Source organism: Aquitalea sp. FG25, from assembly GCF_057809375.1.
Window position 1 is genome coordinate 117435 of sequence record NZ_JBMDJV010000011.1, and the last position, 14537, is coordinate 131971.

The following is a 14537-nucleotide window of genomic DNA, read 5'->3' on the forward strand; positions in this document are numbered from 1 at the left end:
GCTTTACCTTCTTCCTGCGTGTGTCACTTACTTGGCAACAATCACACCCTGTGCGGTTGCCATGTGGAAATCATCAAAGAACTTGTACTCGCCGGCAGCCAGCGGCAGGATCACCACCGAGGAAGTCACCCCCGGCGCCAATACCTTTTCCTTGCGCAGCTGGGTGCTTTCGAACTCTGCCGGCGTCTTGCCGGTATTGCTCACTTCCAGGCGGAATTTGGTATTGACCGGCACCTGCAGGCGGGCGGGTTTGAGCACGCCGTCTTTCAGCTCCAGCTTGTAGGTAGGCATGTCGTCAGCCAGTGCCGACATCGACAGCAGTGCTGCCGCCAGAAATATCGCAACTTTCATTTGCAACCTCTGAATAGAAAACAGCGCTGGCTTAAATTAGACAGCGCTGTTTCTCATGATACTCCAACGGGAATGGTTTGCGTTTAGATTCGCATTGCACTTCGCCCGTCAGGCCACTGCCGGGTAAAGCCTGGGCTTAGTAGCCACCCTTCTTGCCGATACCGGCGTAGGTGAACTCATAGTTCACTTCAAACGACTTGTACCACGGGCCCACGCCGGTTTCCTTGTCGATATGGCGGCCAAAGTGAGCGTGCGGGTTTTCCGACGGCGGCAGAATAGTCAGCTTCAGCTTGTATTTGCCCGGGCCTTGCAGCTTCACGTTGTCGCCATAGTGCGGGCCATCGTTGGCTACCATCGGCATCATGTCGCCCTTGATGCTGCCCTTGCCACCCACCTTGGTCAGTTCGTACTTGACCATCAGGTAGGGCATCCAGGCACCTTCTTCAAAGCCGTTGGGATTGTTCTTCAGCGCATGGATATCGGCTTCCAGATGCACGTCGGACTCTTCCGCCTTGCGCATCATGCCTTCCGGCTCCATTTTGGTGGGCTGCAGATAAACCGCACCGATTTCCATGCCATTCTTGATGGCCGGCTTGCCAATCGGATATTCCTTGGCGGCAGCCATGGCGCTCAGTGTCAGGGCGGCGGAGGCCAGCAAAACAGTGCTGATGGTGGAACGCATGAGTGACCCTTTATGCAAAGCAGCAGGCAGCGGGAATCGCTACGGCTTGGCTGCGGAATGATAATTTTTCGCATTTTATATGCGAATCATTCTCTTTCGCAATCCGCTCACATGCATATTTTAGGAAAAATAATGCTAAACCTCAGAAAAACCCTACTGCCGTACAGAATTTACAACAGCAGCAGCCGGGCTTGAAGGCAAAGCGCTCACACAGAGCGGCGTACCAGTCGCCGACGATAGGCGGTGCGAAAGCAAAAACCCAGCACCAGAAACACCGCCATACAGCAAGCCAGACTAAGCGTACTTCCCCAAACCAACGGCGCAATCACCCCGGCGACGATACTGCCCAGCATGGTCTGTAAAAAGCCTTGCAAAGACGACACCGTGCCACGCAGCGCCGGAAACTGGTCCATCAGGTTAAGCGTGATGGACGGCGCAGCCAGCGACATGCCGGTGGTGTACAGCGCCAGCGGCAACACCGCCCACGGCATGGCCGCCTCGGCCACCCCCAGGTTGTAAGCCAGATTGGCCGCTGCCGCAGCAAACATCAGCACATAGCCCAGCGACACAATTTCGCGTGCGCCGCGCCGACCTGCCATCTTGCCCGACAGATAAGCCCCGAACATGATGCCGGACACCGCCGGACCAAACATCCACAAAAACTGGTCTGGTCGCAAATGCAGATGCTGCAACAGAAACACCGGTGCCGAGGGGATATACAGAAAGAAACCGGCAAAATTGCAGGACACCGCTGCCGCCAGCAGCTGGAAATCGCGCTTGCCCAGTACTGCCAGATAATTCTGCAGCAGTGAACGCCAGGCCAAGGGGGTACGCAGATGAGCATGATGGGTTTCATCCAGTGCAAACCAGCTCATCACAAACAGCAGCAAGCCCACCAGCGCCATGAAGACAAAAATGGAATGCCAGCCGAAGGCACCAAACAGCCAGCCGCCCACCACCGGGGCAATCGCCGGTGACAGGGAAAACAGCATGGTCACCTGCGACATCAGCCGCTGTGCCTCGGCCCCGTCCAGCTTGTCGCGGATGATGGCCCGCCCCACCACCAGCCCGGCACCACCGCACAACCCCTGTAAACCCCGGCATAGCAGCAGCCAGCCTAGCGACGGGGCCAGCGCACAGCCCAACGAGGCCAGGCTGAACAGCAAGGTGGTAGCCAGCACCACCGGCCTGCGGCCAATGGCATCGGAAATCGAACCATGCCACAACATCATCACCGCATAGCACAACAGATAAACCGTCAGCGCCTGCTGCATCTGCAAGGGGGATGCAGACAACGTATGGCCAATGGCCTGCATGGCTGGCAGAAAGGTATCGATCGAGAAGGGGCCAAGCGTAGACAGGGCCGCCAGCAACAGGGCCAGACTGAAGTGGCTGCGTGCAGAATACGACATGAGAATCCGATCAAGGGCGGTGGGGGCGGCACATGTTACCGTTCCGCCGCAGCAAAAGCCAAACCCTTGGCACATGCGGTGGACTGGGCGAGAATGCGCGCCGCAGAAATGCTGCAGGCCGACATAGCATTGCAGCTACACAAAGAAAAAGTTTTCTGTCTAAGATGGAAGTCACTGTCCTGCCCGGCTGACTGCTGGCACACCCCTTGTGCCCACCCGGAGGGCAGGCGCGGCAGACCCTCTTCCCGCCCCACCAAAACCACAAGGGAGACCCTCCATGATCCGTCTATACCATAACCCGCGCTGTTCCAAATCGCGCGAAGCACTAGCCCTGCTGCAAGAAGCCGGTGCCGAGGTCGAGGTAATCGAATACCTGAAACACCCGCCCACCGCCGCCGAGCTAGACCACATCCTGACCCTGCTGCAACTGGAACCACGTGATCTGCTGCGTACCAAGGAAGAGGAATACGAAACCCTCTGCCTGGACGACATCACGCTGGAGCGCGATTCGCTGATCGAAACCATGGTGGACAACCCCATGCTGATCGAACGCCCGATTGCCGTCAGCGAGGACAAGGCCGTACTGGGCCGCCCGCCGGAGAAGGTACTGGCACTGCTGCAACCCTGACACCACCCCTGCGCGCCGCCATCATCCAGCGACTGCGCAGGCGCACACGTCGCTAACTCAACGCCAGGCCAAGCCTGGCGTTTGCTTTGGCGCCGCGACCACCCTGTCGTGAACACGCGACAATCCATTCATCCAGAAATTACTTTCATACGAATAATAACTTGATAAATAGTAACCTACGTTACTAAAATAATGCATGAATAAATCATTCCATCATCTGGAACAGGCGATCGACCGCATCGAAAGCCGCTTTCCCGGCGTACCGCGCCAGGAGGTCATCCTCACCCGGCTGTACTACCACATTCTGCCGCGCCTGACCTGCCATCTGAATGAGGGCATGAAGGAATACGGGCTGAATGAGTCACTGTGGATGTCACTGCTGGCCATGTATGCCTGCCCGCAGCAAACGCTGTTTCCATCAGATATCAGCGACACGCTGGACTCCTCGCGCACCAATGCCACACGCATTGTCGACGAGCTGGTGCGCAATGGCTGGGCCACCCGTATTCCCTGTGCCGAAGACAGACGCAAGATCCGTCTGGCACTGACCGATAGTGGACAGGAACTGGTGGAAAAACTGCTGCCGGTATCTCGTGCCAGCCATCGGGCGCTATGGCAGGACTTTGATGCCGAGGAAATGCAGCTGATGGAAAAGCTGATGCGCAAACTGCTGGCCAAGCTGGGCGGCTAAGGCTTGCTCAACCCGCCGCTGGCAGATTTCCGCCAAATAATAACGTAAGTGACTATCACACGATCAACCATCACGATGGAATCCGGAGACCCACAAGGTGAATAAACCCAATTGGCAGCAAACAGCTGGCGTGTTGATGTTGACCGCCATGCTGGGTGGTTGCGCCAGTTTCGGTGACGAAACCGCGCCCGCCAAACCGCTGACGGCAAACCAGCTGCAACTGGACAGCCATGCAGCCGCCCAAGTACATCAGGGCTGGTGGCAGCAACTGGCAGATCCGGCGCTGGACCAACTGATCAGCACCGCCCTGCAACAATCGCCCACCCTGAAGGTGGCCGATGCCCGCCTGCGTGAAGCCCGCAGCGCCATCGGCATGACCGAGAGCAAGGACGGCCTGCAGGTACAGGCCAATGCCGGCGTGGACCGCGAACGCTACTCGCTGTACGGCCTGCTGCCCGCCCCCATCGGCGGAAATTATTACGATGTCTACACCCTGTCGCTGAGTGCCAGTTGGGAAATCGACTTCTGGGGCAAAAACCGCGCTGCGGTAAAGGCCGCCATCGGAAACCAGCAAGCCATCGCGCTGGAAGGCCAACAGGCCAGGCTGATGCTTACCCAGGCAGTGATTGCCCAGTACACCGGCCTGCAGCGTATCCTGGCCCAGGCCCAGCTGCTCAAGGCGCGCCAGCAACTGGCCCAGAGTCAGCTGGCGCTGACCCAGGCCCGGGTCAATGCCGGCCTGCTGCCGGGGGACAGCCTGCGTCAGGCCGAAATCCGCCTGAAACAGCTCAGCCAGCAAGATAGCGTACTGGCCGACCAGGCCGACCACGCCCGCCATGCACTGGCCGCACTCACCGGCCAGCCGCCACACGCGCTGGACACGCTGAAACCCGCAGCACTCAAACCGGCCCCGGCCATGCCCGATGCGGCGCTGACCCTGGATATCCTGGGCCAGCGCCCGGACATCACCGCCCAGCGCGCCCGCGTGGAAGCAATGAATGAGTCGGTCAAGGCAGCCAAAGCCGAGTTCTACCCCAATGTGTCGCTGACCGCCTTTGCCGGACAATCCGCGCTGGAAACATCGGACCTGTTCAAGGCGGGCTCCAAGATAGTCGGCATTGCGCCGGCCATCCACCTGCCCATCTTCACGGCTGGCGCACTGCAGGCCAACCTGGCCTCCACCCGCGCGCGCTACGACATTGCGGTGGAGAACTACAACCAGACCGTGCTGGATGCACTACGCGATGCCGCCGACAGCCTGTCCACCTGGCAGAAAACCGCCAGCCAGCTGTCCGATGCCCATCAGGCCACCCAGCTTAGCCGCAAGGCATCCGACAGCACCGTACTGCGCTTCAAGGCGGGTTTGGTCGACAAGCTGGCGGTACTGCAGGCACAAGATGCAGACCTGAACCAGCAAGCTGGCAAGATAGACGCCACCGCCGCCAACCGCATGGCTTGGGCCACACTGAATACCGCACTGGGCGGGGGTTTCGCCACCAGTGAAACCACCCAACAAGCCCGTTAAGGACACCCATCATGGATAAGCAAATCGAGACGGCAAAAAGCCGCAAACGCAATCTTTTTGTTGCCACCGGCATCATCGCCGCCCTGGCCATCGGCTACGGTGTTTACTGGGGCCTGGTGCTGAGCCATCAGGAAAGCACTGACGACGCCTATGTTGCCGGCCACATGGTGCAACTGACCCCGGAAGTAGCGGGCACCGTGGTAAAAATCAGCGCCGAAGATACCGACCGCGTGAATAGCGGCCAGACCGTAGTGGCATTTGATAACAGCGATGCCAAGCTGGCCTTCGAACGTGCCCGCAACGAGTTTGTGCAGACCGTGCGCGAAACCCGCCAGTTGATGACCAGCACCCAGCAGCTGGCCGCCCAGGTAGCACAGCGTGAAGCCGAGCTGAGCCGCGCCCAGTCCGACCTCAAGCGTCGCGAAACCCTGGCCGGTACCGATGCCATGTCGGCCGAAGAACTGGGCCACGCCCGCGATGCAGTGAAAACCGCACAGGCCGCACTGGATGCAGCCCGTGAACAGGCCAAGGCCACGGATGCACTGGTGGGCAAGGATGTTCTGGCCAAGCAGCCAAATGTGCAGCGTGCCGCCAGCAAGCTGAAAGAAGCCTGGCTGGCACTGCAGCGTACCGAGGTCAAGGCACCCGTTTCCGGCTATGTGGCGCGCCGCAATGTGCAGGTAGGCCAGCGCGTGGCCACCGGCACCCCGCTGATGGTGGTGGTACCGCTGGACAGCGTATGGGTGGATGCCAACTTCAAGGAAGTACAGCTGGCCAAGATCCGTATCGGCCAAGATGTGGAACTGACCGCCGATGTGTACGGCAGCAAGGTCAGCTACCACGGCAAAGTGTTGGGGTTGTCAGCCGGCACGGGCAGCGCCTTCTCGCTGCTGCCGGCACAGAACGCCACCGGCAACTGGATCAAGGTGGTACAGCGCGTGCCGGTGCGCATCCAGCTGGACTCGAAACAGCTGAAAGAACACCCGCTGCGCGTCGGCCTGTCGGTGGATGCCGTGGTGGACACCAGCAAGCAGGATGGCCCGACACTGGCGCAGAGCGCACGTGAAAACCCGGTACAGGAAACCCGTGCCCTCACGCCGGACCTGAAACAGGCTGACGATCTGGTCGCCAGCCTGCTGGCGGCCAACGCCCAGTAATTCCGGTGACATCCCCCCGGCTGCGCCGGGGAAGGCTGTACCGCTGCAAGGATATTTCTTCATGCAACATCCACCACTGACCGGCTCGCGCCTGGTGTGGATCACGCTGGCGCTGTCGATGTCGGTGTTCATGCAGGTACTGGACACCACCATTGCCAACGTCGCGCTACCCACCATTTCGGGCAATCTGGGTGCCGCCACCAGCCAGGGCACCTGGGTGATTACCTCGTTTGGCGTGGCCAATGCCATTGCCGTACCGCTCACCGGCTGGCTGGCCAAGCAGATTGGCGAAGTGAAGCTGTTTACCATTTCCACCCTGCTGTTCGTGCTGACTTCCTGGATGTGCGGCATGGCCAACAGCCTGGAAATGCTGATTCTGTTCCGCGTGCTGCAAGGCGCAGTGGCCGGGCCGATGATTCCGCTGTCGCAAAGCCTGCTGATGTCCTGCTATCCACCGGCTAAGAAAGGGCTTGCGCTGGCGCTATGGGCGATGACGGTGATTGTGGCACCGGTATTCGGCCCGATTCTGGGCGGTGTCATCAGCGACAACTGGCATTGGGGCTGGATTTTCTTCATCAACGTGCCGGTGGGGATGGCAGCCGCCTTCATCAGCTGGAAAATCCTCAAGGAGCGCGAAACCGACATCGTCAACCTGCCCATCGACAAGCTGGGCCTGGCCCTGCTGGTAGTAGGGGTGGGGGCGCTGCAGATGATGCTGGACCGGGGCAAGGAGCTGGATTGGTTCAATTCCACCGAAATCGTGGTGCTGGCTGTCGTCTCTGCGGTATCGCTGATCTATCTGGTGATCTGGGAGCTGGGTGAACAACACCCTATCGTCGACCTCACCCTGTTTGCCAAGCGCAACTTCACCGTGGGCACCGTGGCCATCAGCCTGGGCTTCATGCTGTATTTTGGCGCGGTGGTGCTGCTGCCCTTGATGCTGCAAACCCAGATGGGCTACACCGCCACCTGGGCAGGCCTGGCGGCAGCGCCCATCGGCATCTTGCCGGTATTCCTGTCGCCCATCATCGGCAAGAACGCGCACCGGCTGGATATGCGCTGGCTGGTGACCATCAGCTTCAGCGTGTATGCGCTGTGCTTCTTCTGGCGCAGCACCTTCAACGTGGAGATGAGTTTTGCCTATGTGGTATGGCCGCAGTTTATCCAGGGCATTGGCGTGGCCTGCTTCTTCATGCCGCTAACCACCATTACGCTGTCCGGCCTGCGCCCGAACCAGATTGCCAGTGCGTCCAGCCTGTCCAACTTCCTGCGCATTCTGGCCGGCAGTATCGGCACCTCCATCACCACCACGCTGTGGGACCGGCGCGAAGCCCTGCACCATGCCCAGCTCACCCAGCATGTGACGCTGTACGATCAGGCCAGCCTGCTGTGGTTCCGCCTGCTGGAAAGCACCGGCATGTCCACCAGCCAGCAGCAGGCCTACACCGCCTTGCAGATTACCCGGCAAGGTTCGCTGATTGGGGTGAACGAGGTGTTCTGGCTGTTCGGCATCATGTTTGTCGCCCTGATTGCCCTGGTGTGGTTTGCCCGGCCACCGTTTACCTCCAGCGGTGCTGCCGACAGCGGCGCGCATTAAGCCTGAATGCCACCAGAAGCCCGCGCAAGCGGGCTTTTTCGTGCGTCCATACGAAACCGGCTAATCCACCCGGCAGCGCAATTTACCGTCGGCATTGTTGGCGCACAGCTTGATATTGCCATCCTGATCCAGCACCAACACCTCCTCACCCAGCCATGCGTGATCTGCTTTGGGTATGGCACGCAACTGGAAGCTGTCATTGCGGGCATGGCCATCCTGTGCACCAAAAACCAGCTGGTAATGGGTGGTTTCGCTAACCGGCAGCAGCGGCCAGCTACCGGAGCCCTGGGTATACCGTCCATGCTGGCTGCGCCATTGCGCCATGAAATGGCTGGCTTGCAGCAAGGCCACGCGGGCCTCAGCCTGCCGCACCTTCACCACATGGCCACGCAGCGGCGGCACCGCCAGGCCCACCAGCAGCGATAGCAAGGCCAGCGCCGTCAGCAGTTCGATCAGGCTAAAACCCCGTCCTTGCCGCCTCATGGCAGCCGCCGCCATGACAGCCGCTGCAGCCGACGGCCAGCACTACCTACCGGCTCCAGCAGCACATGACTTTGTAGCGTGGCCACGCTGCCAGCCTGCTTGCCCCAGCCACGCGCCGTTACCCGGAACAACAGGCCCGTGCCAGTGGGGGTGGGATAGCGCGGGTCGAGCAGTTCGACCAGATAATGCGGATCGGCCCAGTACCACGGCCCCGGTGCAACACCAGGGCAGTAATTGCCACTGGATACCGGCTGCAATGCCACACGCCGCGCCGCGCCACAGGGATGGAGCAGCGCAAGGCCGGCGGTATCACGCTGTTGCCACGGTGCAGGATGCGCCTGTCCGGCCAGTGCCGCCGACAAGCACAAGCCCTGCTGCCACGGCGATGGGTTATGCGGCTGACGGCACGACAAGGTAAATGGGGAATCAGCGCGGCTTAGCGCAGCATTGGTCATGGTTTCCAGCCCATGCAGAAAAGGGATGGTTGGCAGGGCTGCCTCTCCGGCACGCAAGCCGGATTCCGCCAACCGGAAAGCCAGCAATGCATCATCCAGATTGCTACCAATGCGCTGTTCGTCGCGCAACAGCCGGCTGACCCCCAGCACGGTGGTCGTCAGCAGCAACAACCATAACAGTGCGGTCAGCAAGACCATGCCTTGCGGGAAGCACCTTATTGGGCGGGACATGCTGCACCCATTCGACTGGCAAACTGCATTTCATATGCGGGCGCTATGCGCTGCGCCGATGTTTCTTGCATGGCCAGCCTCACCGTCCACCACCATGCTCGCTGCCCGGCCAAGCAGGATGTCAGCGGCATGGCCTGCAATTGCAATCCGGCCATGCCAATCGCCAGCAACTGCGCCGTGCCACCATCTTGTTGCAGCCACAGCGCACCCTGCGCATCCCAATGGTAACGGTGCTGTCGCAGTGGCTGCAGCTCCAGCGACAGCAGATGATGACGGTTCAGGTTCTGCCATGCCGGACTGTCATGCGCCAGCCGCAGCCACACCGTATCTTCCTGTGCTTGCAGCCAGGCTTGCTCGCCGAGTATCAGCCGGTCGACCTGATGGCAGCTGCTGAGCAGCAGCACCTGCCCGGCAGCCCACGGTGGGGGTGTTTGCAGCAAGCGCAGACCGGGCTGGCCTGTTGGGTCAGTTTCCACCCGGACAGCCACCCCGGCATCGGCATAGACCAACCCTAATGTTGTGGCCCCCACTTGTGGCAGGGCCGAGCCATACGCTGCCGACCACTGTGCGGGTCCGGCGCAGCCGAAACTGCCCGCCATGCGCAAATCCCACCCCAGCTGCTGCAAGACAAAGCGCGCCTCCTGCTGGGCATCCAGCTGGCCCAGAGCAAAGCGCTGGCTATGCAACCTAGCCTGCAGTACCGGCAGGAACAAGGCGCACAACAGCAGGCCCAGTGCCATGCTCAGCAGCAGTTCCAGCAGTGAAAAGCCGCGCGGCATGGCCATGCCTGCTATTCCAGTGGCAGTTGCCATGACCGTGCAGGTGAAACCGCCAGTTGCAGCCATAACTGCCCAGCGGCGGGACAGTCTGTTGTGGTGGCCACAGTTGGCTGGGCATCAGCATGGCGACAAGCCAAGATGGCTGCTGGCTGGATGTCTGGCCACAGCAGCTGCACCGTGTGGTGCAAGCCCGCATGTGCAGTCTCGACCAGCGGCCCGGCCACGCCGTTTGGCTCGGAAGCCAGCTGACGGGCTTCCGCCAGGTTGCTGGCCGCCAGCAACAGGCGGCTGTCGGCATCGCTATTGCGCAGTTGCTGCAAGCTGCTGACAACCATGGCGGACAAAGACAGCAGGCCACAGGATAGGATGAACAGGGCGATCAGCACTTCCAACAGACTGAAGCCATGATGTTGATGGTGCTGTTCAGGCACAGCAACCCTCCTGACGGCACCACTGCACCCGTCCACCAGCCAGTAGTTGCAAGCGGTGACACTGCCCCTGCCTGCTGCGCAATTCAAAGCGCGGTGACACGCCATCCATCACCCGGCCTGTGGCAGAAAAGGCAAAGATATGCTGGCTGGCACTAACCTGAATGCTGCTGGTGGAAAACAGCGCGTGGTGGAGCCGCTCGCCACTGTCGTAACGACCATTGGGCTGCTCCGGGCTGTCGGCAAACACCAGCACTCCTTCGCTCCAGTCCTGCCAGCTTGTCTTGCGTTCCGGCTGGCAACCCTGGATGTCCAGATTGACCTTGCTGTTGAGGGAACACACCCAGACCGGGCGATTGCCGCGAATCGCCTCGCTACGCGCCAGCGTCAGGCTGGCCTGCAGCAACTGGCTACGGGCCTGCAATTGCAGGCGGGCCATTACCCCCTGCAGTGCCGGTAGACCCTGGGTCAGCAGAATCAGGCTGACGGCCATCACCAGCAGCATTTCATACAGGGTAAAGCCGCCATGCGGGCGGTAGTGCGGGTCTGCTTGCGGCATCGGGCTACCTCGGAACAGCGTGCAGAATGACGGAAACCGGCTAACGCTCGCCACACGGGGCTGTGCCCTGCAGCGTGCGCAAGGCTTGATGGTGCGCGGCATGCCCATGGCTGGCTGCCAGCTGACTCTGATATCTCACAGGAAACATCCGGCCTGCTCATGCATTTACCATCAAACTGGCAAAGAAAAAGCCACCCGGATGGATGGCGTCGAGAATGAATACGACCGCAGTACGCTAATCAGTGTACGGCTTCCCAGCTATTGCCTGCGCCTACTTCCGCCAGCAGCGGTACCTGAGTTGCGCCACACCGGCCATGATTTGAGGCAGCTGCTGTTTCACCAATTCCAGCTCGGTATCCGGTACTTCCAGCACCAGTTCATCGTGCACCTGCATGATCAGCAGGCTGGACAGCCTTTGTGCATCCAGCTCATTCTTTAATGTAAAATCTCAAATACTATTATGCTGCATCCTCAACACCACAGCCGCTAAATGTCAGGATCATTTGGCAATGGCATACACCTTCCTTTCGGATTAAATCTACCGCCAGCCAGCGTAATCAAATTTACTATCACTTCTCTGCATCTCTAATTAATCCAATCGTAGCTTCTGCAACAAATTGGCAGGAGATAATACCAGATAGCCATTAAATCCATTTCACTCGCTAGCCTGCACAAAGCTACTTTACCGTTATTTCAAACTCATTAGAAGCTGGGATAAAAATATTAAAATTAATTTGATGCAAAAAGCAAACCATCTGCGTATTTGGTTGAATTTTTTCAGTGTCAGCAATCCACATTAACTGCGTATGATTAAATGCATGCCTTCCATAAACTTCATCTTCGTTTCCGTAAGCATACCCTCTAAAATGATTGCCTAAAGAATAAGGCTTGTCCTTTTCTCGGCATATCGCTGACACTCCAAGTCGCTTATATAAAGACTTTACTTCAACAAATACCTCACCTTCCTTTCTATATAAGAATGTTGCAGATTGAACAGAGAAAAAAGAAATGAAAATCCAAAAAATAGCGTAAATAATAATGATCAGAAAGAGGATTTTTTTAAATACACTCATTTTAGAGCGTGATCCACATAATCCCATGCGCTTTCTCCAAGTCGGCAGCTTGGCAAGTCTGTTTATTTATGACAAAAAGGTGCGACTTTCCTGCCATAAAACCATGCCAATCCTTTCTTAATCATAAAAAAATATACGCCTGCGAATGAGTCGTTGCTCACCACCGCGCTACTTTACCGTTATTTCAAATTTATTCGATGATGGTATAAAAATATCAAAATCTACCTGATGCAAAAAGCAAACCATCTGCGTATTTGGTTGAATTTTTTCAGCGCGAGTAATTCGCATTAACTGCATATGATTAAAAACATGCCATCCATCCTCATCCTCATCTTTGTTTCCGTAAGCATACCCTCTAAAATGCTTGCCTAAAGAATAAGGTTTATCCTTTTCTCGGCATATCGCCGACACTCCAATTCGCTTGTATAAAGACTTTACTTCAACAAATACCTCACCTTCATTTCTATATAAATACGTTGCGGATTGAACAGAGAAAAAAGAAATGAAAATCCAAAAAATAGCGTAAATGACAATAATCAGAAAGAGGATTTTTTTAAATACACTCATTTTAGAGCGTGATCCACATAATCCCATGCGCTTTCTCCAAGTCGGCAGCTTGGCAAGTCTGTTTATTTATAATGAAAAGGAGCGTTTTTCCTGCCATCAAACCATGTTCATCCTTTCTTAATCATAAAACAATGCGCGTATGCGCACGGCACAGGTCGAACTACCCCCGACGAGGCGTAGCGAGTCGCTGCCATTCTCTTCATTTAAGTGTTATTTCAAATTCATTAGAAGATGGCACTAAAAAATCAAAATCCACTTGGTGCAACATGCAAGTGAGAGTTGTTCCAAGTTTAATGTTTCCCGCATCTAGCACAACGATAGTTTGCTGATGTTTGAATACATGCCACCCATCATTACCATTGGAATCAATATCTTCATTTCCATATGCTCGCCCCCTAAACGTCTCCTTTGGCAAAGAAGCTGAGTCCTTTTGCCAACACAATACAGACGAACCTTTTCTTTCATACCTAGACTCAATCTTGGCATATATCCTGTTATTTTTCCTCTCTAAAAAAATAGCTGCTTTAACGGAGTAAAATCCGACAAATGCCCAAAAAATAATGCACGCGGAAAATGCTAAAATAATTAACTTCCGCCATGATATCATTGCAAAGCGAAATCTAAATAATCCCATCCAATTCTTCCTGTTGAAAGCCGATGCTGCATGGCTTGTTTCGTCGCCCAGTGACTCTCGGCAATAACTTCATTAATATCAGGATCGTTCGGCAAAGGCACCCGTCTCCCTTTAGGATTAAACCGACCGCCCGCAATAGCAACTGCGTCGGACTTATCATCATTTTTCCCACAACCTAAATTCACCCAGAATTTAGCATCTCCAATCGGTGTTTCTGTATATATGTCGACAAAAGCCTCAACAATAAAGCCGGTTCCAACTGGGTCTAGTGTGACAAGTAATTCAACGTTATATCCCAAATCGCTCAATTTTTTTGACAACCAAATTCCATTCCAAGCACCAAGGCTGTGTCCAATAATAATTATTTTTTGTGATTTTGTTTTTATTAATGGCAAAATATTTTTTTGTATTCTATCATCCCCAAATATTTCATAATAACCAAAATAGGTCCCTTTGTTTGCCAAGATGTCTCCGGAAGCTATTTTTGACTCATACCTTATCTCAACGATATCCATAACATCAGTAATATTCCCGTTTGGAGATATTGGATTCTGCGGATATTCGCCAAGGATAAATGGCCTTTTGTCACCAGCACCGCCAATGAAAAAAACAATGGCTTTAGGGAGTTTTACCGAAACGTGTTTGATGCTGGTATCGCTGCTAGGCGTTAGTTTACGCGTGGCAACCAGCGTCATGGGCCTTCCCGTCACTGGGTGTTTGACTGTCTTCATTGTTTTGCCTAAATGTAAATTTCTACATCTGTATCAGAATCATGGATTAACACATCGGTGCAACCAAAGGCATCCGTTGTTCCAAAAGTTGTTTTGCCATCTTTAATGATCATATATTCCGTATTGGCTAAAGTGCTTCCCGTCGATTCACAATACAGGCGATAACGATCATCAAAATTCACTCGCGTTGTGCCCGCCGCGTATGCAGACGCCCTTAACGGCTCACTCCAAGCACTGCCATCGCCTTCGGTGATGATTACTTCCCAAGCCGTTGATGTATTCATTAGCTTTTGCGGCTTCGGGCATTGACATATTAAAAGGTCTCCATTTAAAGCCAACTTATAGCCATGAATATTATCCGGAGCATGACCAGGCCTGGGGCCGACACATCGAATAACGCCCATCGACTTGCACACATTACACCATCCCTTGAGCCCATCGGCGGTAGGCTCTTTACCGTCAATATAGGCTTTATCATGGCCTATTCCTTCGCGGACTTGTCCGCCGCCGGTGATGGGGTCGCCTTGGAGGCATACATATCGGATCTGCGGCAT

Annotated in this window: 18 protein-coding genes and 1 pseudogene; 5 read left to right on the forward strand and 14 right to left on the reverse strand. The window is 56.2% G+C overall.

Going from position 1 to position 14537, the window contains the following annotated elements:
• Nucleotides 1-27: 27 nt before the first annotated feature.
• The 3 genes from ACODR9_RS11680 to ACODR9_RS11690 all read right to left on the reverse strand — a co-directional run bounded on the left by ACODR9_RS11680 (nt 28) and on the right by ACODR9_RS11690 (nt 2445).
• Entirely contained in the window at nt 28-351 is a 324-nt protein-coding gene (locus tag ACODR9_RS11680; protein WP_488809448.1) for a cupredoxin domain-containing protein, read from the reverse strand.
• Between the two features lie 136 nt (nt 352-487).
• Nucleotides 488-1033, reverse strand: coding sequence for an iron transporter (locus ACODR9_RS11685; protein WP_488809449.1), 546 nt, complete (start codon nt 1031-1033; stop codon nt 488-490).
• 206 nt (nt 1034-1239) lie between these two features.
• Nucleotides 1240-2445, reverse strand: a complete 1206-nt coding sequence (locus ACODR9_RS11690; RefSeq protein WP_488809451.1) for a multidrug effflux MFS transporter — start codon at nt 2443-2445, stop codon at nt 1240-1242.
• 277 nt (nt 2446-2722) lie between these two features.
• Between ACODR9_RS11690 and arsC the strand changes: the two genes are divergently transcribed.
• The 5 genes from arsC (at nt 2723) to ACODR9_RS11715 (ending at nt 8043) form a co-directional block, all read left to right on the forward strand.
• The gene (gene arsC / locus ACODR9_RS11695; protein WP_488809452.1) at nt 2723-3073 is read left to right on the forward strand and encodes an arsenate reductase (glutaredoxin); all 351 of its coding nucleotides are present in this window, start codon (nt 2723-2725) and stop codon (nt 3071-3073) included.
• Nucleotides 3074-3269: 196 nt separating this feature from the next.
• Entirely contained in the window at nt 3270-3764 is a 495-nt protein-coding gene (locus tag ACODR9_RS11700) for a MarR family transcriptional regulator (protein WP_488809453.1), read from the forward strand.
• 97 nt (nt 3765-3861) lie between these two features.
• Nucleotides 3862-5289, forward strand: coding sequence for an efflux transporter outer membrane subunit (locus ACODR9_RS11705; protein ID WP_488809454.1), 1428 nt, complete (start codon nt 3862-3864; stop codon nt 5287-5289).
• Nucleotides 5290-5300: 11 nt separating this feature from the next.
• Complete coding sequence (locus ACODR9_RS11710; RefSeq protein WP_488809455.1) at nt 5301-6446, forward strand: EmrA/EmrK family multidrug efflux transporter periplasmic adaptor subunit; 1146 nt, start codon at nt 5301-5303, stop codon at nt 6444-6446.
• A 61-nt stretch (nt 6447-6507) separates the two neighbouring features.
• Nucleotides 6508-8043, forward strand: coding sequence for a DHA2 family efflux MFS transporter permease subunit (locus ACODR9_RS11715; protein ID WP_488809456.1), 1536 nt, complete (start codon nt 6508-6510; stop codon nt 8041-8043).
• A 60-nt stretch (nt 8044-8103) separates the two neighbouring features.
• On the opposite strand, the gene ACODR9_RS11720 is transcribed toward ACODR9_RS11715, so the two are convergent.
• From ACODR9_RS11720 to ACODR9_RS11770, 11 genes and pseudogenes are all read right to left on the reverse strand, one after another.
• On the reverse strand, nt 8104-8526 hold the full coding sequence (locus ACODR9_RS11720; RefSeq protein WP_488809458.1) for a type IV pilin protein: 423 nt from the start codon (nt 8524-8526) through the stop codon (nt 8104-8106).
• Nucleotides 8523-9179 (reverse strand): pilus assembly PilX family protein, encoded by a 657-nt coding sequence (locus ACODR9_RS11725; RefSeq protein ID WP_488809459.1) that lies wholly within the window; start codon nt 9177-9179, stop codon nt 8523-8525. The genes ACODR9_RS11720 and ACODR9_RS11725 overlap by 4 nt, the downstream gene beginning before the upstream one ends.
• Before the next feature lie 17 nt (nt 9180-9196).
• Complete coding sequence (locus ACODR9_RS11730) at nt 9197-9997, reverse strand: PilW family protein (protein WP_488809460.1); 801 nt, start codon at nt 9995-9997, stop codon at nt 9197-9199.
• A 5-nt stretch (nt 9998-10002) separates the two neighbouring features.
• On the reverse strand, nt 10003-10422 hold the full coding sequence (locus tag ACODR9_RS11735; RefSeq protein WP_488809461.1) for a type IV pilus modification PilV family protein: 420 nt from the start codon (nt 10420-10422) through the stop codon (nt 10003-10005).
• Nucleotides 10415-10978 carry a GspH/FimT family pseudopilin gene (locus ACODR9_RS11740; protein WP_488809462.1) on the reverse strand — a complete coding sequence of 188 codons (564 nt, stop codon included), beginning with the start codon at nt 10976-10978 and terminating at the stop codon, nt 10415-10417. Before ACODR9_RS11740 ends, ACODR9_RS11735 begins: the two co-directional genes overlap by 8 nt.
• A gap of 239 nt (nt 10979-11217) precedes the next feature.
• A pseudogene (locus ACODR9_RS11745) lies at nt 11218-11390 on the reverse strand (DNA polymerase); the annotation flags it as partial.
• Between the two features lie 265 nt (nt 11391-11655).
• A complete protein-coding gene (locus ACODR9_RS11750) occupies nt 11656-12078 on the reverse strand; it encodes a hypothetical protein (protein ID WP_488809463.1) in 423 nt (140 codons plus the stop codon).
• Nucleotides 12079-12219: 141 nt separating this feature from the next.
• A complete protein-coding gene (locus tag ACODR9_RS11755) occupies nt 12220-12645 on the reverse strand; it encodes a hypothetical protein (RefSeq protein ID WP_488809464.1) in 426 nt (141 codons plus the stop codon).
• A gap of 172 nt (nt 12646-12817) precedes the next feature.
• A complete protein-coding gene (locus tag ACODR9_RS11760) occupies nt 12818-13252 on the reverse strand; it encodes a hypothetical protein (RefSeq protein ID WP_488809465.1) in 435 nt (144 codons plus the stop codon).
• Nucleotides 13222-13947, reverse strand: a complete 726-nt coding sequence (locus ACODR9_RS11765; protein WP_488809466.1) for an alpha/beta hydrolase family protein — start codon at nt 13945-13947, stop codon at nt 13222-13224. The genes ACODR9_RS11760 and ACODR9_RS11765 overlap by 31 nt, the downstream gene beginning before the upstream one ends.
• A gap of 44 nt (nt 13948-13991) precedes the next feature.
• Nucleotides 13992-14537, reverse strand: coding sequence for a PAAR domain-containing protein (locus tag ACODR9_RS11770; protein WP_488809467.1), 546 nt, complete (start codon nt 14535-14537; stop codon nt 13992-13994).